Origin of the sequence: Tsukamurella sp. M9C (assembly GCF_020169415.1) — a bacterium.
GTDB lineage: Bacteria > Actinomycetota > Actinomycetes > Mycobacteriales > Mycobacteriaceae > Tsukamurella.
On record NZ_JAIULG010000010.1, the window covers coordinates 1 to 21241 of the forward strand.

At 71.4% G+C, this 21241-nt stretch carries 20 protein-coding genes; 8 read left to right on the forward strand and 12 right to left on the reverse strand.

Going from position 1 to position 21241, the window contains the following annotated elements:
• The 4 genes from LB823_RS07465 to LB823_RS07480 form a co-directional block, all read right to left on the reverse strand.
• Nucleotides 1–274: helix-turn-helix domain-containing protein (locus LB823_RS07465; protein WP_224646137.1), on the reverse strand; the 274-nt coding region annotated here is incomplete at its 3' end.
• A 61-nt stretch (nucleotides 275–335) separates the two neighbouring features.
• Entirely contained in the window at nucleotides 336–2546 is a 2211-nt protein-coding gene (locus tag LB823_RS07470; protein ID WP_224646138.1) for a glycoside hydrolase family 3 C-terminal domain-containing protein, read from the reverse strand.
• Between the two features lie 36 nt (nucleotides 2547–2582).
• The gene (locus LB823_RS07475) at nucleotides 2583–3449 is read right to left on the reverse strand and encodes a Sir2 family NAD-dependent protein deacetylase (RefSeq protein ID WP_374201287.1); all 867 of its coding nucleotides are present in this window, start codon (nucleotides 3447–3449) and stop codon (nucleotides 2583–2585) included.
• Between the two features lie 24 nt (nucleotides 3450–3473).
• Nucleotides 3474–4490: a magnesium and cobalt transport protein CorA gene (locus LB823_RS07480; RefSeq protein ID WP_224646139.1), complete on the reverse strand. Its 1017-nt coding sequence runs from the start codon at nucleotides 4488–4490 to the stop codon at nucleotides 3474–3476.
• A 112-nt stretch (nucleotides 4491–4602) separates the two neighbouring features.
• Between LB823_RS07480 and LB823_RS07485 the strand changes: the two genes are divergently transcribed.
• A complete protein-coding gene (locus tag LB823_RS07485) occupies nucleotides 4603–5973 on the forward strand; it encodes an MFS transporter (RefSeq protein ID WP_224646140.1) in 1371 nt (456 codons plus the stop codon).
• 13 nt (nucleotides 5974–5986) lie between these two features.
• Entirely contained in the window at nucleotides 5987–7342 is a 1356-nt protein-coding gene (locus LB823_RS07490) for an MFS transporter (RefSeq protein WP_224646141.1), read from the forward strand.
• Between the two features lie 33 nt (nucleotides 7343–7375).
• On the opposite strand, the gene LB823_RS07495 is transcribed toward LB823_RS07490, so the two are convergent.
• Entirely contained in the window at nucleotides 7376–8161 is a 786-nt protein-coding gene (locus tag LB823_RS07495; RefSeq protein ID WP_224646142.1) for a hypothetical protein, read from the reverse strand.
• Nucleotides 8162–8317: 156 nt separating this feature from the next.
• On the opposite strand from LB823_RS07495, the gene LB823_RS07500 reads away from it, so the two are divergent.
• Complete coding sequence (locus LB823_RS07500; RefSeq protein ID WP_224646143.1) at nucleotides 8318–9019, forward strand: hypothetical protein; 702 nt, start codon at nucleotides 8318–8320, stop codon at nucleotides 9017–9019.
• A gap of 26 nt (nucleotides 9020–9045) precedes the next feature.
• Nucleotides 9046–9651 (forward strand): TetR/AcrR family transcriptional regulator, encoded by a 606-nt coding sequence (locus LB823_RS07505; RefSeq protein ID WP_224646144.1) that lies wholly within the window; start codon nucleotides 9046–9048, stop codon nucleotides 9649–9651.
• A 3-nt stretch (nucleotides 9652–9654) separates the two neighbouring features.
• On the opposite strand, the gene LB823_RS07510 is transcribed toward LB823_RS07505, so the two are convergent.
• Nucleotides 9655–10407 carry an isocitrate lyase/phosphoenolpyruvate mutase family protein gene (locus LB823_RS07510; RefSeq protein ID WP_224646145.1) on the reverse strand — a complete coding sequence of 251 codons (753 nt, stop codon included), beginning with the start codon at nucleotides 10405–10407 and terminating at the stop codon, nucleotides 9655–9657.
• Between the two features lie 92 nt (nucleotides 10408–10499).
• On the opposite strand from LB823_RS07510, the gene LB823_RS07515 reads away from it, so the two are divergent.
• Both LB823_RS07515 and LB823_RS07520 read left to right on the forward strand, forming a co-directional pair.
• Nucleotides 10500–12491, forward strand: coding sequence for an ATP-binding cassette domain-containing protein (locus tag LB823_RS07515; RefSeq protein WP_224646146.1), 1992 nt, complete (start codon nucleotides 10500–10502; stop codon nucleotides 12489–12491).
• On the forward strand, nucleotides 12488–13258 hold the full coding sequence (locus tag LB823_RS07520) for a CbiQ family ECF transporter T component (RefSeq protein ID WP_224646147.1): 771 nt from the start codon (nucleotides 12488–12490) through the stop codon (nucleotides 13256–13258). The genes LB823_RS07515 and LB823_RS07520 overlap by 4 nt, the downstream gene beginning before the upstream one ends.
• Nucleotides 13259–13332: 74 nt before the next feature.
• Here the strand turns inward: LB823_RS07520 and LB823_RS07525 are convergent, their stop codons facing one another.
• From LB823_RS07525 to LB823_RS07545, 5 genes are all read right to left on the reverse strand, one after another.
• The gene (locus LB823_RS07525) at nucleotides 13333–13722 is read right to left on the reverse strand and encodes an ectoine synthase (protein WP_224646148.1); all 390 of its coding nucleotides are present in this window, start codon (nucleotides 13720–13722) and stop codon (nucleotides 13333–13335) included.
• Nucleotides 13719–15017 (reverse strand): diaminobutyrate--2-oxoglutarate transaminase, encoded by a 1299-nt coding sequence (gene ectB, locus LB823_RS07530; RefSeq protein WP_224646149.1) that lies wholly within the window; start codon nucleotides 15015–15017, stop codon nucleotides 13719–13721. Before ectB ends, LB823_RS07525 begins: the two co-directional genes overlap by 4 nt.
• 37 nt (nucleotides 15018–15054) lie before the next feature.
• A complete protein-coding gene (gene ectA, locus LB823_RS07535; RefSeq protein ID WP_068524814.1) occupies nucleotides 15055–15585 on the reverse strand; it encodes a diaminobutyrate acetyltransferase in 531 nt (176 codons plus the stop codon).
• A gap of 109 nt (nucleotides 15586–15694) precedes the next feature.
• Nucleotides 15695–16573, reverse strand: coding sequence for a virginiamycin B lyase (locus LB823_RS07540; RefSeq protein ID WP_224646150.1), 879 nt, complete (start codon nucleotides 16571–16573; stop codon nucleotides 15695–15697).
• Nucleotides 16570–17433: a ribokinase gene (locus tag LB823_RS07545; protein ID WP_224646151.1), complete on the reverse strand. Its 864-nt coding sequence runs from the start codon at nucleotides 17431–17433 to the stop codon at nucleotides 16570–16572. The genes LB823_RS07540 and LB823_RS07545 overlap by 4 nt, the downstream gene beginning before the upstream one ends.
• Nucleotides 17434–17473: 40 nt before the next feature.
• Here LB823_RS07545 and LB823_RS07550 point away from each other — a divergent pair, with 40 nt between their 5' ends.
• A complete protein-coding gene (locus tag LB823_RS07550; RefSeq protein ID WP_224646152.1) occupies nucleotides 17474–17854 on the forward strand; it encodes a VOC family protein in 381 nt (126 codons plus the stop codon).
• A gap of 99 nt (nucleotides 17855–17953) precedes the next feature.
• On the forward strand, nucleotides 17954–19357 hold the full coding sequence (locus tag LB823_RS07555) for an LLM class flavin-dependent oxidoreductase (protein WP_224646153.1): 1404 nt from the start codon (nucleotides 17954–17956) through the stop codon (nucleotides 19355–19357).
• Here the strand turns inward: LB823_RS07555 and LB823_RS07560 are convergent.
• Nucleotides 19330–20934: an alkaline phosphatase gene (locus LB823_RS07560; protein WP_224646154.1), complete on the reverse strand. Its 1605-nt coding sequence runs from the start codon at nucleotides 20932–20934 to the stop codon at nucleotides 19330–19332. The two genes, LB823_RS07555 and LB823_RS07560, sit on opposite strands and share 28 nt — an antisense overlap.
• Between the last annotated feature and the right edge of the window lie 307 nt (nucleotides 20935–21241).

The window sequence follows — 21241 nt, forward strand, 5'->3', positions numbered from 1 at the left end:
CAGTGCGATCGAGGCGCAGGACCGGGCGCGCGGCACCGAGGCGGCGGCCCACCTCGACCGCGAGCGCGCCGACGCCGGTGCCGAGCGCCCCGGCGATCGCCGCCAGCATCTCGCTCGACGGGTCCTTGAGGCCGCGCTCGATCTCGGAGAGGTACTGCGGCGAGATCCCCGCCCGCGCCGCGGTGTCGGCCAGCCGCTCGCCCCGCTCCTGGCGACGACGCCGCAGCACACCGCCCAGTTCGTGCCGGAACAGTGCCTCGCCGCCGATCGTCATACCGGCAACGCTACGACGCCGGGGGCGTGCGGCACCGTCGGATCCGCTCTGAGCAGCGCGGTCACTGCGCGGCGATCGCGGCCTCCAGCCGGGACCGGGCCTCGTCCCCGGCCTCGCCGGGCAGCATGTCGAGGGCCTTCCCGATCGGCATGGATCCGGCGAGCTCCAGGAGCTGGTCGACGGGCATGCCGCCCGCCGCCCCCGCCAGCGTCGCGCGGAAGCCCTCGCCCGCGACGGGGTGCGCGGCCCACTCGGAGATCGTCGAGTCCATGTCCAGCCGCTGGGTGAGCACGTCCCCGTGGAGCGCGAGGACGGCGTCCGCGTCGATGTCCGCGCTGCTGCGACCCACCTCGATCAGGTAGTCGCCGGGCGAGACGACCCAGTCGCCGCGCGGCCCGTCCCAGTGAGCGAAGGCGCGCCGCGGCAGGTCGAGGGTCACCGTGGTCGAGGCGCCGGGCTCGAGCGCGACCTTGTCGAAGGCGGCCAGCGATCGGCGCGGGTGGCAGACCGCACCGGGCCCGCCGCCCACGTACAGCTGCACCACGTGGCTGCCCGCCCGGTCGCCGGCGTTCGTGACGCGGACCGTGGCCGTCGCGGAGTCGCGCCCGGTGGCCAGCACGGCGAGGCCGTCGACCGCGAACGTGGTGTAGCCGAGGCCGTGCCCGAACGGATACCGCGGCGCGATGCCCCGGGAGGTGTACCAGCGGTAGCCGACGAGGAGGCCCTCGCCGTAGCGCACGGTGCCCAGCTCGCCGGGGAAGTTCCCGAACGCAGGCGTCTGCTCCAGGCGGTGCGGGACCGTCTCCGCGAGCCGGCCCGACGGTGCCGCGAGGCCGAACAGCAGGTCCGCGATCGCCGCGCCGCCGCCCTGCCCGAGGAGGAAGGCCTCGAGGATCGCATCCACCTCGTCGTGCCAGGGCTCCAGCTCGATCACGCCGCCGCCGACCAGCACGACGACGGTGCGCGGCGCCGCGGCGGCGACGGCGCGGAGCAGTTCCACCTGCCGCGGGTCGATCGCGAGATCCGGCCGGTCGAAGCCCTCGGACTCCTCGGCCTCGGTGAGTCCGGCGAAGACCACCGCGGTCCCGGACCGCGCGGCCGCCGCGACGGCCTCAGTGAGGAGAGCGGCGTGGTCCTCGTCGCCGAGGCCGTAGCCCGCCGCGAACTCCACCGCGACGCCCAGATCGGCGCCGCGCGCGGCGATCTCGTCGAGCGGGACGTCGACGCGGGTGGCATTGATATGGCTCGAGCCGCCGCCCTGGTAGCGCGGCGTGCGGGCCAGCTCGCCGATCACGGCGACCGACCCCGATGCGGGACCGAGGGGGAGCGCGGCGTCCTCGTTGCGCAGCAGGACGGCGCACTCGGTCGCGGCCTCCCGCGCGAGGGCGTGGTGCACGTCCAGGTCCGGCGCCGGCTCGTCGTCCGACGGCGCCCAGCGCGTCAGGTCGATCACGCGCTGCGCCGCGCGCGTGACGACGGCCTCGTCGAGCTCGCCGGACCCGACCGCCTCGACGATCCGCGCGGCGCTGTTCGGGCCGTGCGGCATCTCCAGGTCGAGGCCGGCGTTGACCGCGGCGACCGGGTCGTGCACCGCGCCCCAATCGGAGACGACGAGCCCGTCGTAGCCCCACTCGTCCCGCAGCACCGTCGTGAGCAGCCAGGGGTTCTCCGAGGCGTACACGCCGTCGATGCGGTTGTACGAGCACATCACGGTCGCGGGCGCCGCGTCCGTGACGATCCGCTCGAACGCTGGCAGGTAGATCTCGCGGACGGTGCGCGGGTCGGCGTCGACGCTGACCCGCATGCGCTCCGTCTCCTGGTTGTTCAGCGCGAAGTGCTTGACCGATGCGCCCGCGCCGCCGTCCTGCAGGCCCTGCACCTGGGCGGCGCCCAGCGCGCCGGCGAGCAGCGGATCCTCGGAGTAGTACTCGAAGTTCCGGCCGCACAGCGGATGCCGCTTGATGTTGACGCCGGGGCCGAGCACCACGGCGACGCCCAGCGCCCGCGCCTCCGCCGCGACCGCCCCGCCGATCCGCCGCGCCAGGTCCGGATTCCAGCTCGACCCCACGGCGACCGCCGGCGGGAAGCAGGTCGCGGGGGCGGCGGCGTTGAGCCCCAGGTGATCCGACGCGCCCACCTGGCGGCGCACGCCGTGTGGGCCGTCGGTCAGCACGATCGACGGGACGCCCGGGGCCGCGGCGGTGGTCCAGAAGTCGGCGCCGGTCAGCAGGCGGGCGCGGTCCTCGAGCGGCAGGTCGGCGGCGGTGCTCACGGGATGTCCTCTCGGTCGGGGCGGGGTTCAGTGGGTTCAGGGAGCGACGAGGCGGCGCAGCGCCGTCGCGACGTCCACGTCGACGGTGACGTCGGCCAGCCCGTCGCCCCGCGTGCGCCCGCGGTTGACGATGACGACGGGCTTGCCCTGCTTGTGCGCGTGCCGCACGAACCGGAGCCCCGACATCACGGTGAGCGAGCTGCCCAGCACGAGGAGGGCGTCGGCACCGTCGACCATGGTGAAGGCGCGCTCGACGCGCGGCTTGGGCACGGACTCCCCGAAGTAGACGATGTCGGGCTTGAGGATGCCGCCGCAGGTGCCGCAGTCGACCATGGTGAAGTCCGTCGTGTCCTCGACCACGACGTCGGCGTCGGGCGCCACTTCGACCGCGCCGCGATCGGCGATGCGCGCGGCGAAGTCCGCGTTGAGCGGCTCGAGCCGTGCGTGCAGGTGGTGCCGGCTGATCCGGTTCTCACAGCTCAGGCACCGCACCTGGGCGTAGTTGCCGTGTAGGTCGATGACGCCGCGCGAGCCCGCCTTGAGGTGCAACAGGTCCACGTTCTGCGTGATGACCCCGCTGATCCCGGGGAGCTCCGTCAGCGCCCGGTGCGCGGGGTTGGGCAGCGCGGCGTCCATGTGCCGCCAGCCGAGGTGGTTGCGGGCCCAGTACCGCCGGCGGAACTCGGGCGAGCCGAGGAACTGCTGGATCGTCATCGGGTTCCGACGGGGCGCCCCCGGGCTGCGGTAGTCGGGGATGCCTGACGCGGTGGAGATCCCCGCGCCGGTCAGGGCGACGATGCGCCGGCCGCGGAGAAGGGCGCGGGCCCGGTCGAGCCGGTCGGCATAGTCCGGGTCCGGCGCGGTCGCCTCCGCGGGCTCCCAGGCTGGCATCGCAGTGCGCACCCGTCCAGGCTACGTCGCGCGGGGTCAGTCGGTGCTGCCCAGCGGATTGTCGGGCATCGACTCCTTGCGGCGCAGCCACAGGCGCAGCGCGATGAGCGGCACGAACAGGCCGCAGACGCCGAAGACCAGGAACTGCCAGGGGCCGCCGATGTGGTCGACGAGCCAGCCGAAATTCTGGCCGAAGAAGCCGGTGACGAAGGTCAGCGGCAGGAAGATGGTGGAGAGCACGGTGAGCCGCTCGATCGTCGAGCTCTGCCGCGCCGCGGAGTGCGCCTGCTGCACCGAGACCACGGCGATGTTGGCCTGCAGGATCGTGCCGAGCAGGTCGCGCTGCGCCGAGACCTCCTCGTTGACGAGTTGCAGCCGGTCGTAGACGTCGCGGAGGTAGGGGGAGAGGCGTTCCTCGCCGAGGCCCTTGCCCACCGAGTTGACCACGGCGAGCAGGGGGTGGGCGGCGCGGTAGAAGTTCGTCACCTCACGCCGCAGGAGGTAGATCCGCTCGGTGGGCGCGACCGCGCCGGAGAAGACCGTCGCCTCGATCTGCTCGATGTCGTGCTCCAGGCCGGCGACGACCGGTTCGTAACCGTCGACGACCTGGTCGAGGATCGCCCACAGCACCGCGTCGGTGCCGAGTGCGAGGAGCTCCGGCTTCTGCTCGAGCCGGGCCCGGGCCTGATGCAGCTCGCTCGCGACGCCCTGCCGCACGGTGATGACGAAGTTCTTCGCGACGAAGACGCTGATCTCGCCGAAGTCGACCTCCTCGCGGGCGTCGTCGTAGCGCGCCGTCCGCAGGATCACCAGCTTCACCGAGGCCTCGAAGTCCTCGACCTTGGGCCGCAGGTGGTAGTCCTGCGCGTCCTCGACGGCGAGCTCGTGCAGGTCGAAGGCCTCGCGCACCGATTCCATTTCCGCGGGGGTCGGCTCGAACAGGCCGAGCCAGACGAAGCCGTCCTCGGTGCACAGGCGCGCGGCGTCCAGCGGGGCGAGGGTCTCCTCGGCCTGCCGGGCGCCGCCCAGGTAGTGGGCGCAATCGACGATCACTCGGGAGATTCAACTCCTCCGCGGGCGCTCGCGTGCGGTATCGCACCGTTGTTTCGCCTGGCGGTCACCGCCCCGACACCGGTGTATTCGTTTACCGAAGTATATTTCGACGATGACCACCGAGACTTCGCAGGCACCGTCGATCGCGGCGCGCCTGGACCGGCTGCCGATGACCAGGCTGCACTTCGCCGCCGTCGGTGTCATCGGGCTGGGCCTGTTCTTCGACCAGTACGAGAACTTCCTCGCCGCGACCATCGCGACGGTGCTCAAGAAGGACTTCGCGCTGGGGCCGGACGAACTCAAACTGCTCCTGGCGTCCGCCTTCATCGGACAGTTCATCGGCGCCCTGTTCATGGGCCGCCTCGCGGACCGCTACGGCCGGCGGACCGCGTTCATGATCAACCTCGCGCTCTACTCGGCGATGTCGCTCGCGGGCGCGTTCAGCCCCAACGCCGCGTTCCTCGTGGTGACGCGGTTCGTCGCCGGCATCGGTATCGGCGGCGAGTTCGCGCTCGCCGACTCCTACCTCTCGGACATCCTGCCGAAGAACGTGCGCGGCAAGTACATCTCGCTCGCCTACGTGGTGTCCTTCCTCGGCGTCCCCGTCGTCGGCTTCGCCGCGCGCTGGCTCACCCCGCAGGTCTTCGATCTCGGCGGGGTGGAGGTGCAGGGCTGGCGGCTGCTGTTCGTCTTCGGCGCGCTCGGCTCGCTGCTGGTCTGGCTGGTCCGACGGGGCCTGCCCGAGTCGCCCCGGTGGTTGGAGGCGCAGGGCCGCTACGACGAGGCCGACGCCATCGTCCGGCGGATGGAGGCGCAGGCGGTCGCCGAGGGGAAGGTGCTCGCGGAGCCCGACGCGGCGCTCCGCCCGGTGAAGTCCCACGCGATCACCATCCGCGCCCTGTTCCGCCCGCCGTACCGCCGGCGCACCGTCATGCTGTGGATCGTCTCCGCGCTGGAGGTCTTCGGCTACTACGGGTTCGGCACCATCGCGCCGCTGGTCCTGCTCGCCAAGGGCTACTCGATCCAGACCTCGCTGCTGTTCGTGGCGCTGTCCTACATCGGCTACCCGCTCGGCGCCGCGCTCGCGGTGCCGATCGTCGAGCGGATCGAACGCCGGTACCTGGTGATCGGCTCGGCGGGCCTGATGGCCGTCTTCGGCCTGTGGTTCGGCTTCGCGGCGAGTCCGGTGCAGATCGTGCTCGCCGGGTTCCTCTACACGCTCTCGTCGAACCTGTTCTCCAACGCGTACCACGTGTATCTCGCGGACTCCTACCCCACGGCGATCCGGGGGACGGCCGCCGGCGCCGCGTACTCGCTGTCGAAGCTGGTGACCGCGTTTCTTCCGTTCGTTCTGCTTCCGATTCTCGACGAGCGTGGCAGCGTGTGGGTGTTCGCGGTGGTGGCGGCGGCGATGCTCGCCCTGATGATCACGGTGGCCGCCCTCGGTCATCGGAGCACGGGCCGCTCCGCCGACGAGGTCTAGGACGGAAGGCATCATGACGGAATCGATTGCGACGAAGCCCGTCTCGTCGCGGGCGGAGACCCGCCGGGCGATCTGGAACACGCTGCGCGGCAGCTCCGGGAACCTGGTCGAGTGGTACGACGTCTACGTCTACACGGTGTTCGCGACGTACTTCGAGAGCCAGTTCTTCGACAAGGCCGACAAGAACTCGACCGTCTACGTCTACGCGATCTTCGCCGTCACCTTCCTGATGCGACCCGTCGGCTCGTGGTTCTTCGGCCGGTACGCCGACCGCAAGGGCAGGCGGGCTGCGCTCACGATGAGCGTCTCGCTGATGGCCGCGTGCTCGTTCGTCATCGCGATCGTCCCCGGCCGCGAGACGATCGGCATGGCGGCCGCGGTGATCCTCATCCTCTGCCGCCTGGTGCAGGGCTTCGCGACGGGCGGCGAGTACGGCACCTCGGCGACGTACATGTCGGAGGCGGCCACCCGCGAGCGGCGCGGCTTCTTCTCCTCCTTCCAGTACGTCACGCTGGTCGGCGGGCACGTTCTCGCGCAGTTCATGCTGCTCGTGCTCCTGGGGATCTTCTCCAAGGCGCAGGTGTCCGACTTCGGCTGGCGCATCGCCTTCTTCGTCGGCGGTATCGCGGCGATCGTCGTCTTCTGGCTGCGGCGCACGATGGACGAGTCCCTGTCGGAGGAGCAGCTCGCCGCGATCCGCGACGGCGAGGACACCAGTTCCGGCACCATGCGCGAGCTGCTCACCGGCTACTGGCGACAGCTGGTGCTGTGCTTCCTCGTCACGATGGGCGGCACGCTGGCGTTCTACGTCTACAGCGTCAACGCCCCGGCGATCGTCAAGACGGCCTACACCGATCGCGCGCTGACGGCGACGTGGGTGAACCTGATCGGCCTGATCTTCCTCATGCTCATCCAGCCGATCGGCGGCATGATCAGCGACCGGATCGGCCGCAAGCCGATGCTGATCTTCTTCGGCGTGGGCGGCGTCTTCTACACGTACTTCCTCATCACGTTCCTGCCGAACATCCACGTCGCGATCGGATCGCTCGCGATGGTGTGCGCCGGCTACATCATCATCACGGGCTACACGTCGATCAACGCGCTGGTGAAGGCGGAGCTGTTCCCCTCGCACGTGCGGGCGCTCGGCGTGGGCATCGGCTACGCCCTGGCCAACTCGATCTTCGGCGGCACCGCGCCGCTGATCTACGAGGCCGCGAAGAAGTCCGGTCACGTGCCCTGGTTCATCGCCTACGTCACGATCACCATCGCGATCTCGCTCTTCGTGTACATCTTCTTCCTGCACAACAAGTCCGAGACGTACCTCGATCGGGAGCGGGGCTCGGCCTGGGTGCCCGACGGTGCGCGGTAGCGCCCGTCGGCGCTGACGGGGCCGCGGTCCCGATCAGCCGATCTCGCGGGCAGCGGCGGAGATCCAGTTGCCGAACTCGACGGCGAGGTGCCACTGGTGCTGCCGAAGGAAGTGCGCCGGCACCGCCGCCGGGAACTCGACGGTGAGCAGCGCGTCGAGGGCACCGTCGCGGTCGCGCAGCTGGTGCCGGACGCCGCCGATGCACGTCCCGTCGTCGAGTAGCGCGAGGCCGGCGATCTGGATCGGGTACGCGGGGTCGGCGGCGATGGTCAGCCGGTCGCTGCGCGTGCAATCGACGAGGAACCGCGACGCGGTGGGCGTGCCGCCCGTGGTCTCGACGACCTCCTGGCGGCCGTCGGGCAGGCCGCGGAGCAGGTAGTGATCCGGGCACGCGGCGAGCATCGCGCCCTCGCGGTTCGACGCGGTGAGGTCGTCGAACCACGCCCCGAAGCGCTCCGCGGACACGCCCGGTGCTTCCAGGCGCGTGACCGAGGTCGCGGTCCGGCCGCGACTCACCGCGACGGTCGCGCGCGTGGTGGCCTCCGAGAATGCGAGCTCGCGCCGGAGGAGGGCGTAGATCCCGGCGTGGCCCAGACGCGTCTTCATCGCGGTGAGTGTGTCCCGCTGCACCTGGATCGGTGCGCGCAGTACGTCCGCGATCGACTCGTCGGGCAGCAGCTCGGCGGTCGCGCGGGCTCCGAGCCCGGAGGCGAGCCTGCGGAACACGGCGCGGAGCCGGCGCTCCTCCCACGCGCGCACCGCCTCGGGTGCGACCGCGCGGTCGTCGATGAATGTCCTGATGCCGGTGTGGTCGGTCATGGGTGTCGCCCGTTCCTCGAGTCTTGACAAGTGATCGCTGTCACCCCATAGTATCCACTAACGCTACAAATTCAAGCGTTAAGAGGGAGGTCACGATGGCGGTGTCGAGGCCGACGAGGCGGGGGTTCCTCGCCGGGGCAGTGGGAGCGCCGCCGCGTGCCGATCGCCGCCGCGCGCCTCCTGCGGGACTACCCGGGTGTCGCCGCGGGGGAGTTGCGCGCGCTGGTGGACCGCGGCGTCGCGGCCCCGTCGGATCTGCCGGCCGCGCGTGCTGCGCTCGCCCGCACGCGCGAGCGGCTCGGGGTGGACCGCATCCGCGAACTGCTCGCGCCCGAGACCGCGCTCGCTGGCGCCGCGACGCTCGCCGCCAAGGCCGCGTCGGGAGGCCGCTGGGCGATCGCGGACACCGAGATCACGGCGCCGCGGGGCACCGCCGCGGGCATGGTGGAGTGGTTCACCCGCGAGCGCACCACGGACGACCGCCCGACGTGGACCGGTGCGTGCCCCGACCACTACGTCATCGTCACCGGCGCCGACGGGAGACAGGAGGTGATCGAGGTGACCGGCGGTGCGGTGCTGCCCCTGCGCTTCTTCGTCGACTACACCGACGTGCGTGGCGTCCCGATCCCGCGCGACCCCTCGTATCCGCTCGAGATCGCCGGTACGGCGTCGCTCGCGACGGGGGAGATGATCGGCGGCGTGCGCCACCAGTTCCGCGATCTCCCGGGCGGCGGGTTCCGGAGCCGGCTCCGCGTCGCCTTCCCCGCGGCGGTGCCGGGCCTGTACATCACCGAGCACCAGTGGCATCTCGCCGCCGAGTTCGGCAACTGGGTCGACGGCTACCTCGCCTCGGTGTGACGGCGTCGGTCGCGTAGAACTGGGGTATGGACCAGGAGGCAGGGCCCCGTCGGCGGACGGGAGGTCGATCGGCGCGTGTTCGCGAGGCGGTGCTGGCAGCGGCGCTCGCGCAGGTGGCCGAGCACGGCTTCGAGGGCCTGCGCATCGCGGAGGTCGCGGCCCGGGCGGGCGTCGCGGAGACCACCGTCTATCGACGGTGGCCCACACCGACGGCCCTCGTCGCCGACGCGGTCAGTGAGCTCGCGGCGCAGGGCAATCCCGCCCCGGACACCGGTGATCTGCGCGAGGACCTTCTCCAGGTCGCGCGGCAGATCACCGCGCTCCTCGAACAGCCCGGACTGGCGCGGCTCCTCGGAACCACCCTCGCGATGTCGCAGGACCCCGAGGTCGACGCCGCGCGGATCAGCTTCTGGGACGCGCGATTCGCGAGCACTGCGCCGGTGATCGAGCGCGCGATCACCCGCGGCGAGATCCCCGACCGGGTGCTCTCGCGCGACCTGCTCGAGTCCGTGGCCGCGCCCGTCTACTTCCGCGTGCTGGTGGGCAGGGAACCACCGGACGACGCGTTCGTGACCCGGTGCGTCGACGACGCCCTGGCGCTCCTCACGTCCAGGGCGTCGCGCGAGACATGAGGATCAGCGCCAGCGCGCGAGCAGCTCGTTCGACCGCTCGGTGAGCGCCATCTGCCAGATCGGACCGAAGCTGATCCGGCCCGCGCCGGCGGCGGCGAGCGCGGCCAGATCGTCGGTCGCCGGATTCGCGATCGCATTCACGGGGAGCGGCAGGGCGTCCGCGAGGTGCCGGAGCGTGGCCGCGTCGTGGAACGCGACCGGGTAGAGCGAATCGGCGCCCGCGTCGGCGCACAGCTGCATCCGCGCGATGGCGCGCTCCACGCGGTCCTCCGCCTCACCCACCTGGCTCTTGAAGATGTCGGTGCGGGCGTTGATCACCACGTGCACGCCCGCGGCGTCGGAGGCGGCGCGCAGCGCGGCGACCAGGTCGGCGTGCTCCTGCGCGTCGCGGAACCGGCCGCCCTCGGAGTGCACCGTGTCCTCGATGTTCAGGCCCACCGCGCCGGCGCTGAGGAGGCCCTCGACGATCCGCTCCGCGGACCGCCCGTACCCCGACTCGATGTCGACGGACACGGGAACGTCGACGGCCGAGGTGATCTGCGCGACGCGGGTCATCGCCTCGTCGAAGCTCATGCCCTCGCCGTCGGGGCGACCGATCGAATCGGCCATCGGGTGCGAGCCCACGGTGAGCGCGGCGAAGCCCGCCGCGACCGCGGTGTTGGCGGACCAGGCGTCCCACGTGGTGGGCAGGACGACGGGATCTCCCTTGCGGTGCAGGGACTTGAGAGTGACGGCCAGATCGGCGAGCGAGGTCATGTCCCCAGTCTGGTCCATGCGCCCGCCCGGCGCACTGATTCGGACGGGCCCGTCGCCCCACCGAGATGTGCGGTCGCGGATAGGGTGATTCGATGTCGGAAACCGAGTCGGGCCCACTGCGGCCCGTCGAGCTCGCGCACGCCGCGGTCACGGCCGCCCTCATGTCGGCGATCGCGGTGCTGTCGATGGTCGTCCCGGGCGCCGTCGTCTTCGCCTGGGCCGGCGCCGTTCCCATGGGTGTTCTGGCCTTCCACCACCGCGCGCGGGTCGCGGTCGCCACGACGATGGCCTCCGGGACGGTGGCCTTCCTGCTCGCGGGCTTCGGCGGCCTGGTCTCCGCATGGACGTGCGTGTACATGGGGGTCATCTGCGGGCAGGTGCGCCGGCGGGGCCGCGGGCGCGGCGTCATGCTCGGCGTCGCCGCCCTCTGGGGCGTCGTCGTCGCGACCGCGGTGTTCGCTTTCCTCGCGGCGCTCGCCGAGATCCGCACGGTGGTGCTCGGCGCCTTCGCGGCGAACGTCCGCGGCCTGGGCGCGCTCCTGCGGCCGCTCCCGGGCGGAGCCGGACCGGGGGCGGCGCTGCAGCGTCTCGCGGCCTTCGGGCTGCAGCACTGGCAGGTCTTCGTGTGGGTGTCGGTCTGGCTCATCGTGGTGATCGGCTGCTCCTTCGCCTGGCGCATCCTCACCCCGGTGCTCCGCCGGGTCCGGGCCACCAGCGCTGCGCCGCGCGACCTCTTCCCCCGCGAGTCCGAGGACGGTGCGCCCCTCCCGCTGCCGATGCGGCTGCAGGACGTCGCCTTCCGCTACCCGGAGGCCCGGCACGACACGCTCTCCGGCGTCTCCTTCGGCGTGGAACCCGGCGATCACGTCGCGGTGACCGGCGCCAACGGCACCGGCAAGTCGACGCTCATGCGCGTGCTGGCCGGGCTCCCGCCGACGGCCGGCATCGTCGATCGCCCCGGCGCCGTGGCGCTCGGCCGGGTCGGCGGCACGGCCCTGGTCCTGCAGCACGCCGACAGCCAGGTGCTCGGGATCCGCGTCGCGGACGACGTCGTCTGGGGCCTGCCGGACGGGGTGGAGGTCGACGTCGACGGCCTGCTCGCGGAAGTCGGGCTCGGCGGCATGGGGGACCGCGACACCTCCGGCCTCTCGGGCGGGGAGGCGCAGCGTCTCGCCGTCGCGGCGGCACTGGCCCGGCGGCCCGCGCTCGTCGTCGCCGACGAGGTCACCACCATGGTGGACCGGGACGGCCGCGAGGATCTGATGGCACTGCTGGGCGGCCTGACCCGGCAGCACGACCTGGGCCTGGTGAACATCACCCACTACCCGGAGGAGGCGGCCGGAGCGGACCGCACCGTCGACCTCGGGAGCGCGCAGCGTGCCGACCCTCCCGCGTCCACCGAGGGCAGGAGCGTCCGACCCTCCCTCGGCGCGCCGCTGCTCGTGCTGCGCGGCGTGCACTACGAGTACGACGCCGGGACGCCCTGGCGGCGCACCGCGCTCCGCGGCGTCGACCTCGCCGTGCGCGAGGGCGAGGCGGTGCTGCTCTGCGGCGGCAACGGGTCGGGCAAGTCGACGCTCGCCTGGGTGATGGCCGGGCTCCTCGAGCCGACCGCCGGCACCTGCGAGCTCGACGGTGCGCCCGTCGCCGAGCACGTCGGGGCGGTGGCGCTCGCGCTGCAGGCGGCGCGCCTGCAGCTGGTGCGCGGGACCGCCGGCGACGCTCTCGCCGCGCTGGCCGGCCTCCGCGGCGACGACGCCACCGCGATCGCCCGGGCGCTCGCCTCCGTCGGCCTCCCCGCAGCGACGGCGGAGCTTCTCGTCGACCGGCTCAGCGGCGGCCAGCTCCGCCGGGTGGCGCTCGCGGGCCTGCTCGCGAGGGCACCGCGGCTGCTCATCCTCGACGAGCCGCTCGCCGGGCTGGACCTGCCATCGCAGCGCGAACTGGTCGAGCTGTTGGTCGGGATCCGCGACGGCGGCCAGGCGATGGTGATCATCTCGCACGACGTCGACCACCTCGACCGGCTGTGCGACCGGACCGTCCATCTCGCCGGCGGCGCGATCGATGCGGAGGAGGTGGCATGAGCCGGTCGACGTCGTTGGTGCTGCGGCCGCTGCCGCGCCGCTCCTACCTGCACGACCTCTGGGCCGGCACGAAACTGCTGGCGGTGGCGGCGATCTCCGTCGTGCTCACGGTCGACCCGAGTTGGCCGGTGATCGGGCTGCTCGCCGCGCTGCTCGTCCTGGCCGCGGCGGCGGCGAGGATCCCGCTCTCGGTCCTGCCGTCCGTGCCGCGGTGGGTGCTCGTGGTGGTGCTGATCGGCGGCTGCCTGATGGCGGCGAGCGGCGGTGCGCCCCACGTGGACGTCGCCGGCGCCACGGTGGGCCTGGGCGGCCTGCTCAACCTGCTGCGCGTGATCCTGCTGGGGTTGGTGCTGCTCGGGGCCGGCGCGCTCATCGCGTGGACCACTGACCCTGCCGACGTGGCGCCCGCCGTCGCGCGGCTGTGCGGGCCGTTGCGCCGGTTGCGGATTCCGGTGGACGAGTGGGCCGTCACGCTCGCGTTGGCGCTGCGCACGTTCCCGCTGATGATCGACGAGTTCCGGACGCTGTCGGCGGCGCGCCGCCTCCAGCCGCCGCCCGCGGTGAAGCGTTCGCGCCGTGCGGATCTGGTCGACCTCTGCGTCGCCGCGATGGTCGTCTCCCTGCGCCGCGCGACCGAGATGGGGGAGGCCATCGCCGCCCGCGGCGGCACCGGCCGCCTCGTCGTGCGCGCCGACGGCCCCGGCCGCATCGACGCCCTCGCCGCGCTGGTGGTCGTCGCCGTCTGCGCCCTCGCCCTCACCCTCTAACGCAATTGAACGACGTTATGGAGAACCCGACCTGGGGTTTTACTCTCCATAACGTCGTTCAATTGCTGAGGGGGTCAGTCGACGGCGACCAGGGGGTAGACGCCGTTCTCGTCGTGCACCTCGGTGCCGACGACGGGCGGGTTGAAGACGCACAGCATGCGCATGCGGGTCCTCGTGGTGACGGTGTGCCGCTCGTTGCCGTCCAGCAGGTACATGGTGCCGGGGGCGAGCGGGTACTCGACGCCGGTCTCCCGGTCCAGGAGCGTGCCCTCGCCCTCCACGAGCCATACGGCCTCGACGTGGTTGGCGTAGTGGAACTCGTTGACGGTGCCGGGCTCGATCACGGTCTCGTGGAAGGAGAAGCCGACCCGGTCGCCGCCGAGCACGATGCGCTTGCTGCGCCAGTTCCCGGCGGCGACGTCGCGCTCGGTGCCGGTGATCTCATCGGTGGTGCGGACGATCATGCGGACAGTGCCTTTCGGGTCGCGGTGGCGAGGATGTCGAGGCCGAGATCGAGCTCGGAGTCGGTGATGGTGAGCGCGGGCAGCAGCTTGACCACCTCGTCCGACGGGCCGGACGTCTCCGCGAGCAGGCCCTGCTGGTAGGCGGCGGCGCAGACCGCGCCCGCCTTGTCGGCGTCGGCGAAGACCAGGCCCTGCACCAGGCCGCGGCCGCGGTGGCTGAGATGCTCGGGGAACTCGGCGCACAACTCGTCGAAGCGCTTCTCGATGTGGGCGCCCTTGCGGAGGGTCTCCTTCTCGAGCACGTCGTCCGACCAGAACTCGTCGATCGCGTGCTTGGCGGTGACGAACGCGGGGTTGTTGCCGCGGAAGGTGCCGTTGTGCTCGCCGGGGCCCCAGACGTCGAGCTCGGGCTTCATCAGCGTGAGCGCCATCGGCAGGCCGTAGCCGCCGATCGACTTGGAGAGTGTCACGATGTCCGGCGTGATCCCGGCCTCCTCGAAGGAGAAGAACGGACCCGTACGGCCGCAACCCATCTGGACGTCGTCGACGATGAGCAGCATGTCGTGCCGCTCGCACAGGTCGGCCAGCGCGCGCAACCACTCGGGGCGCGCGACGTTGACGCCGCCCTCGCCCTGGACGGTCTCGACGATCACGCCGGCCGGCTTGTTCAGGCCCGAGCCGGAGTCGGCGAGCACGGCCTCGAACCACTGGAAGTCCGGTGCGACGCCGTCGAAGTAGTTGTCGAAGGGCATCGGCGTGGCGTGCACCAGCGGGATGCCGGCGCCGCCGCGCTTCATCGAGTTGCCGGTCACCGACAGCGCGCCCAGCGTCATGCCGTGGAAGGCGTTGGTGAAGTTGATGATCGACTCGCGGCCCTTGACCTTGCGGGCCAGCTTCAGCGCCGCCTCCACCGTGTTGGTGCCGGTGGGGCCGGGGAACTGGACCTTGTAATCCAGGCCGCGGGGCTTGAGGATCTTGTCCTCGAAGGTCTGCAGGAACTCGCCCTTCGCCACGGTCGACATGTCGAGCGAGTGCGTGATGTGGCCCTCGGAGATGTACTCCACCAGGGCCTGCTTCAGCTTGGGGTGGTTGTGCCCGTAGTTGAGGGCACCGGCGCCCGCGAAGAAGTCGAGGTAGCGGCGGCCGTCGCGATCGATGAGCCATGAACCCTCGGCGCGATCGAAGACGGCAGGCCAACCGCGCGAGTAGCTGCGCACCTCCGACTCGCGGGTGCTGAAGATCGAGGGCTGCTCGAAATCGGCGGTGCTGGTGTTCTCGTCGGTCAGGGTGGACATGGTGATCCTCCTAGTGGGCCGGCAGCGGCCCCGCCGGTCAGGCGGGGTCGATGATGTACAGCTGCTCGGGCTCGTGGGGGTCGGATTCAGTGGGGGAGATGTGGTGCGAGGCGAACAGATCGCGCACCGTGAGGGTGGAACGGCGCTTCTTCGCCACGGAGCCGAAGAGCTCCTGGGACGCCGTGTTGGACGCGGTGATCGTGGTCTCCAGGCGTGAAACGCCCCTCACCGCAAGATGATCCAACAGATCGATGAGCATACGCGAGGCGATGCCGTGGCCCCGATGGGCGGCATCCACCGCCACCTGCCACACGAACAGGGTGTCCGGGCGGTCGGGACGGCGGTACCCCGTGACGAAACCGGCGACGGCGCCATCATGCTCGGCGACGATCGACGAGTCGGCGAAGTCACGGCACAACAGGGTGTACGCGTACGTCGAATTGAGATCGAGAACCTCGGTGTCCCGGGCGATCTCCCACAGTCGTATTCCATCGTCGATCGACGGGCGACGGGTGGTGACCCCCGTTTTTGCGGGGGCAGTGGGATCGCTCTTGTGAGACGGGCTCATCACTCTCGACGCTAACAACCGGCAATGCGGAAGTCACCCGCGCTTCGGAATCGGTCAGCGGAACCCCGGGGTATCCCCAGCGAGGCGGGTCAATGTGAGATGGGTCACATCAGGGCTGTGGTGGGGCCAGTCGAGCGAGCGAACCGGCCTCCAGCGCGGCCCACAGCGCACCGTCGGGTCCGAGGGCGATGCCGTGGGGCTCGGAGCCCGGCACGGGCAGCTCGTACCTGCGGATTCGTCCCTCGGCGTCGATGGAGCCGAGGGCGTTGCCGGCCCACTCGGTGAACCACATGCGACCGTCGGGCCCGGCGCAGATGCCGTGCGGGCGGGCGGCGGCGTCGGGGAGTGGGTGGTGAGCGGCGGCACCGCCGGGCGTGATCCGGCCGATCCGGCCCGCCCCGATCTCGACGAACCACAGTGCCCCGTCCGGCCCTGCGGCGATGCCGACCGGCGCGCAGCCGGGGGAGTCCAGGGCGAACACCGAGACCGTCCCGGTGGTGTCGATCCGGCCGATCGCGTCGGCCTGGTTGAGCGGGAACCACAGCGCGCCGTCCGGGCCGGCGGCGATCGCGGAGGGGAAGGCCCCGGGGATCGGCAGGTCGAACTCGGTGACCGTTCCCTCGACGGTGACCCGACCGATCCGGTTCGTGGCGGTCGCGGTGAACCACAGCGCGCCGTCGGACCCCGTCGCGAGGCCGAAAGGGCCGCACCCGGGCGGGAGGTCGACGTGCGAGACCTCCCCGTCGACGGTGATCCGGCCGAGGCGGTGCGAGCGGTACTCGGTGAACCAGAGCGCGCCGTCGGGCCCGGTCGTGATGATCGTGGGGCCGGTGTCCGGGCCGACGGGATACCGCACCGTCTGACCGGTGGCGGAGTCGTACCGCCCGATCTCGCCGCTCCCGACGAGCGTGAACCACAGTGCCCCGTCCGGCCCGGTGGTCAGGGCGTACGGGCCGTCGCCGGGCACGTCGTGGACGGTGATCGTCATCGGGCGGTCTCCTGGGTGGCGAGGAAGGCGTCGACCTCGGCGGCGGTGGGGGCGGCCGCCGCGCCGGCGGCGGTGGCGGTGAGGGCGCCGGCCGCGTTGGCGCGGCGCAGCCGTTCGGTGGGTGGCAGGTCCCAGTGCGCAGCGAGCGCGCCCGCGAAGGCGTCGCCGGCCCCGGTGGTGTCCACGACGTCGACCGCGAAGCCCGGGGCGTCGACGGTGCCGTCGGGTCCCGTCGCGCGGGCACCGTCGCCGCCAAGGGTGGTGACGACGTGCGGCACGCGCCCCACGACCTCGGCGAGTGCCTTCTCCTCGTCCCGGTTGACGATCACGCCGTCGAGGAGCTCGACGAGCTCGTCGGGGAGGGGCTGCACGGGCGAGGGATTGAGCAGGACGACGGTGCCGGCCTCGCGCGCGGCGCGGGCGGCGTCGACGACCGCGGGCAGCGGGATCTCGAGCTGCAGGAGGAGCACGTCCGCGTCGGCGATCGCCTCGCGCGCCGCGTCGTCCACGCGCACCGCGGCGTTCGCGCCGGGCACGACCACGATGTGGTTCTCCCCGGACCCGTCGACGGTGACGTTCGCGAAGCCGGTGCTGCCGGGCGTGCGCGCGACGCGGGAGACGTCCACCCCCGCGCCCGCGAGGGAGTCCAGCACCGTGCCCGCGGCGTCGTCCTCGCCCACCGCGCCGACGAAGACGGTCGCCGCGCCCGACCGCGCCGCCGACCGGGCCTGATTCGCGCCCTTGCCGCCCTGCCCGAAGGCGACCGAGACACCCGTCACCGTCTCGCCCGGCTGCGGGAACCGCTCGCACACCGTGATCGCGTCCAGATTCACGCTGCCCACCACGACCACCGATGTCATGCCCGCACCCTACGGCGCGCGCCGGACGTAGGCTCGCCGCATGACCATGATTCGTCCGTTTCTCATGTTCCAGGGCGCGGTCGCCGCGCAGGCGATCGACCTGTACGTCGCGACCTTCGACGGGGCGGTCCTGAGCTCGGTGCCGCACGCGGATCCGCAGCACGGCATCCAGCTCGCCGAGCTGGTGATCAAGGGCGAGCACGTGCTCATCAGCGACAGCTCCGTCGACCACGCCTTCGACTTCACCCCGTCGACGTCGCTGTTCGTGGACTGCGACGACCGCGAGGAATTGGAGCGTCTCACCGAGGCACTCGGCGCGGGCGGGAAGACCTACATGCCACTGGGCGAGTACGGCTTCTCCACCGCCTTCGCCTGGGTGGGGGACCGGTTCGGCGTGTCGTGGCAGCTCAACCTGGCCTGACGGTGCGCCGTACCCTCGCGCGAGCCGACGGGGCGGCCCTCGCGTCACGCTGAGCGCAAGCCTGGGCGGGCGCGGGCGGGCCGCCTAGCGTCGGCCTCCATGAGCCGTCAGATCCGTTTCAACGCCTTCGACATGAACTGCGTCGCCCACCAGTCCCCGGGCCTGTGGCGGCACCCGAAGGACCAGTCGCACCGCTACAAGGAGCTGAGCTACTGGACGGACCTGGCGAAGCTGTTGGAGCGCGGCACCTTCGACGGCATCTTCATCGCCGACGTCCTGGGCATCTACGACTCCTACAACGGCAACGGCGACGCCGCCATCAAGCACGCGGCGCAGGTCCCCGTGTCGGATCCGATCCTGCTGGCCTCGGCCATCGCGGGCGCGACGGAGCACCTCGGCATCGGCATCACCGCCGGCACCGGCTTCGAGCACCCCTTCCCCTTCGCCCGCAGGCTGACCACGCTCGACCACCTCACGAACGGCCGGATCGGCTGGAACGTGGTGACGGGGTACCTGCCGTCGGCGGCGAAGAACATGGGGCAGCTCGACCAGCTGCAGCACGACGAGCGCTACGACCACGCCGACGAGTACCTCGAGGTGCTCTACAAGCTGTGGGAGGGCTCCTGGGAGGACGACGCGGTGATCCGCGACCGGGAGAGCGGCGTGTTCACGGATCCGTCGAAGGTGCACCCGATCAACCACCACGGCAAGTACTTCGACGTACCCGGCATCCATGTCGGCGAGCCCTCGCCGCAGCGCTCGCCCGTGATCTACCAGGCCGGCGCGTCGCCGCGCGGGCTGGCGTTCGCGACCGGCAACGCCGAGGCGATCTTCGTGGCGGCGCCCACCAAGGCCATCCTGAAGAAGGTCGTGCGCACGATCCGCGAGGGCCTCGTCGCCAACGGCCGCGACCCGTACTCGGCCAAGGTCTACACGCTGCTGACCATCGTCACGGACGAGACCGAGGCGAAGGCGCAGGCGAAACTCGAGGAGTACCACCGGTACGCCAGCATCGAGGGCTCGCTGGTCTTCATGTCCGGGTGGATGGGCGTCGACCTGGGCGCCTACGACCCGAGCGATCCGGTGGGCGACGTCAAGTCCAACGCCATCATCTCGGCCGTCTCCAACTTCCAGCAGGCGGATCCGTCGGGCAAGGACTGGACGGTCGAGGACATCGGCAAGTGGGGCCGCATCGGCGGCATGGGCCCCGTGCTCGTCGGATCCGCGGAGCGGGTAGCCGACGAGCTGCAGGAGTGGGTCGAGGAGACCGACGTCGACGGCTTCAACCTGGCCTACGCGATCACGCCCGGCACCTTCGAGGACATCGTCGAGTTCATCGTTCCGGAGCTGCGCCGACGGGGCGTGTACCCCACGGAGTACGTGCCAGGAACGCTGCGGCACAAGCTGTTCGGGCAGGGTGACCGGCTCGCCGCCGATCACCCCGCCCAGCGCTTCCGCTACGCGGGCGCGCAGGACTACGCCGGAGCGAGCTCCTTGGCGTAGAGCGAGGCGCCCTTGGCGTCGCGCAGGTGCACCGTCAGCGCCCGGGTGCCGCCGTCGATGGTGACGTGCCCGAAGTGCTGGAAGCCCTCGGCGGGGGAGACGTTCGCCTTGTCGGGGGCGTGCACGAACTCGTACTGCGCGCCGAAGGTCCCGTCGAGCGGGCTCTGCGGGAACGCGCCGGCGTTGAGCGGGCCGGACACGAACTCCCAGAACGGCGAGAAGTCCTGGAAGGCCGCCTTGTCCGGGTGGTACGAGATCGCCGCGGTGTAGTGCACGTCGGCGGTCAGGTACACGACGTTCTTCACGTCCTTGGTGCGGGAGAGGATGCGCGAGAGGGCGATCTCGCGGCCCAGCGGCGCGCCGTTGTCGCCCTGCGCGACGGCCTCCATCGACTTCGGGCCGCCGTCCTTGGGGTTCGTAGCGGCGTCGGGGACCACGATGCTCAGCGGCAGGTCGTTCGCGACCACCTTCCACACCGCCTTCGACGAGGTGAGGCCTTCGATGAGCCACTGGGTCTGCTTGTCGCCGAGGATGCCGGCGTCGTTGGACGTGGCCCACGCGTTGGGGTTCGGGTCCTTGTAGCTGCGCATGTCGAGCACGAAGACGTCGAGGAGCGGGCCGTAGGAGATCTTGCGGTACAGGCGCCCGTCGGCGGCCTCCGTGGGCTGCACCGGCTGCCACTCGCGCCACGCCTGGTAGGCGAAGTCCGCGAGCTTGTTCACGTCGGTCTCGGTGTAGCCCTTGCGGTTCTGCCCTGCCAGGCTCTCGCCCGGGAACCAGTTGTTGACCACCTCGTGGTCGTCCCACTGGATCAGCTGCGGCACGGTCGCCGCGAACCGCTTGTAGTGCTCGTCGGTCAGGTTGTAGGCGTAGTTGCCGCGGAACTGGTCGAGCGTCTGTGCGACCTGGTTCTTGGCCTCGGCCGTGACGTTGCGGTACGTGTTGCCGTCGTTCTGCTTCTGGGTCTCCGGCACGGGGTTGTCGGCGTAGATCGCGTCGCCCGAGTGCAGGAAGAAGTCGGGCCGCGCGTCGGCGATGGCGCCCATGATCGCCATCCCGCCGTCGCGGTTGATGCCCCAGCCCTGGCCGACCACGTCGCCGGACCAGGCGAAGCTCACGTTCCCGTTCGCCGACGGTGCCGTCCGGAACGTGCCGGCCACCGGCTCGGATTTCGCGCCGTTCTCGCCTTCGAGGGTGACGCGATAGTGCACCGTCTGGCCGGGTTCGAGACCCGTGATGCGGAACCGGCCGGCCCCGTCGGACGACGGGTTCAGCTGAGGTCCCTCGAAACGGCGCGGGTTGCTGAAGGACTCTGACGATGCCGTCTCGACGATCATCCGTGCGGGCGCATCCGAACGCGCCCAGACCAGCGCACCGTCGGTGCGGGGATCGCCGGACGCGATGCCGTGGGTGAGCGACGGGCGGCCCCGGACCACGCCGGGCGACGACGAGGCCGCCGCGCCGTCCGAGGAGGAGCCGCAGGCCGAGAGCAGCGAGCCGGCCGGGATCAGGAGGGCGCCGGCGGTGCCGGCCTTGAGGAGCGAACGACGCGAGAAGTGCGAATCACTGAGGGGCATTGCGGAAACGATGCCGCAGTCCGGTTCCCGGGCGGCGAACACCGGGTTACCAGCGAGGATGCCGGACAGTGTCCACCAGGTGAACCGTCCACCCGAGAACCGGTCGTTGACTCTGTTAACGTCGAACGCGCGGTAATCACACGTCCGGTGGGCCCAGCAGTGTCTAGCCACAGGCAAGCCCGGTCCGCACGGTGACCAACGCCAGGGGCTGATCTGCATGCCTGATAACTCAACAACGTCCGGAGGTTCACCGCTCTCGTCCGCGGGCCTCCAGGAGACCGAGACGCAGCGAAAGAAGTCGCTGCAC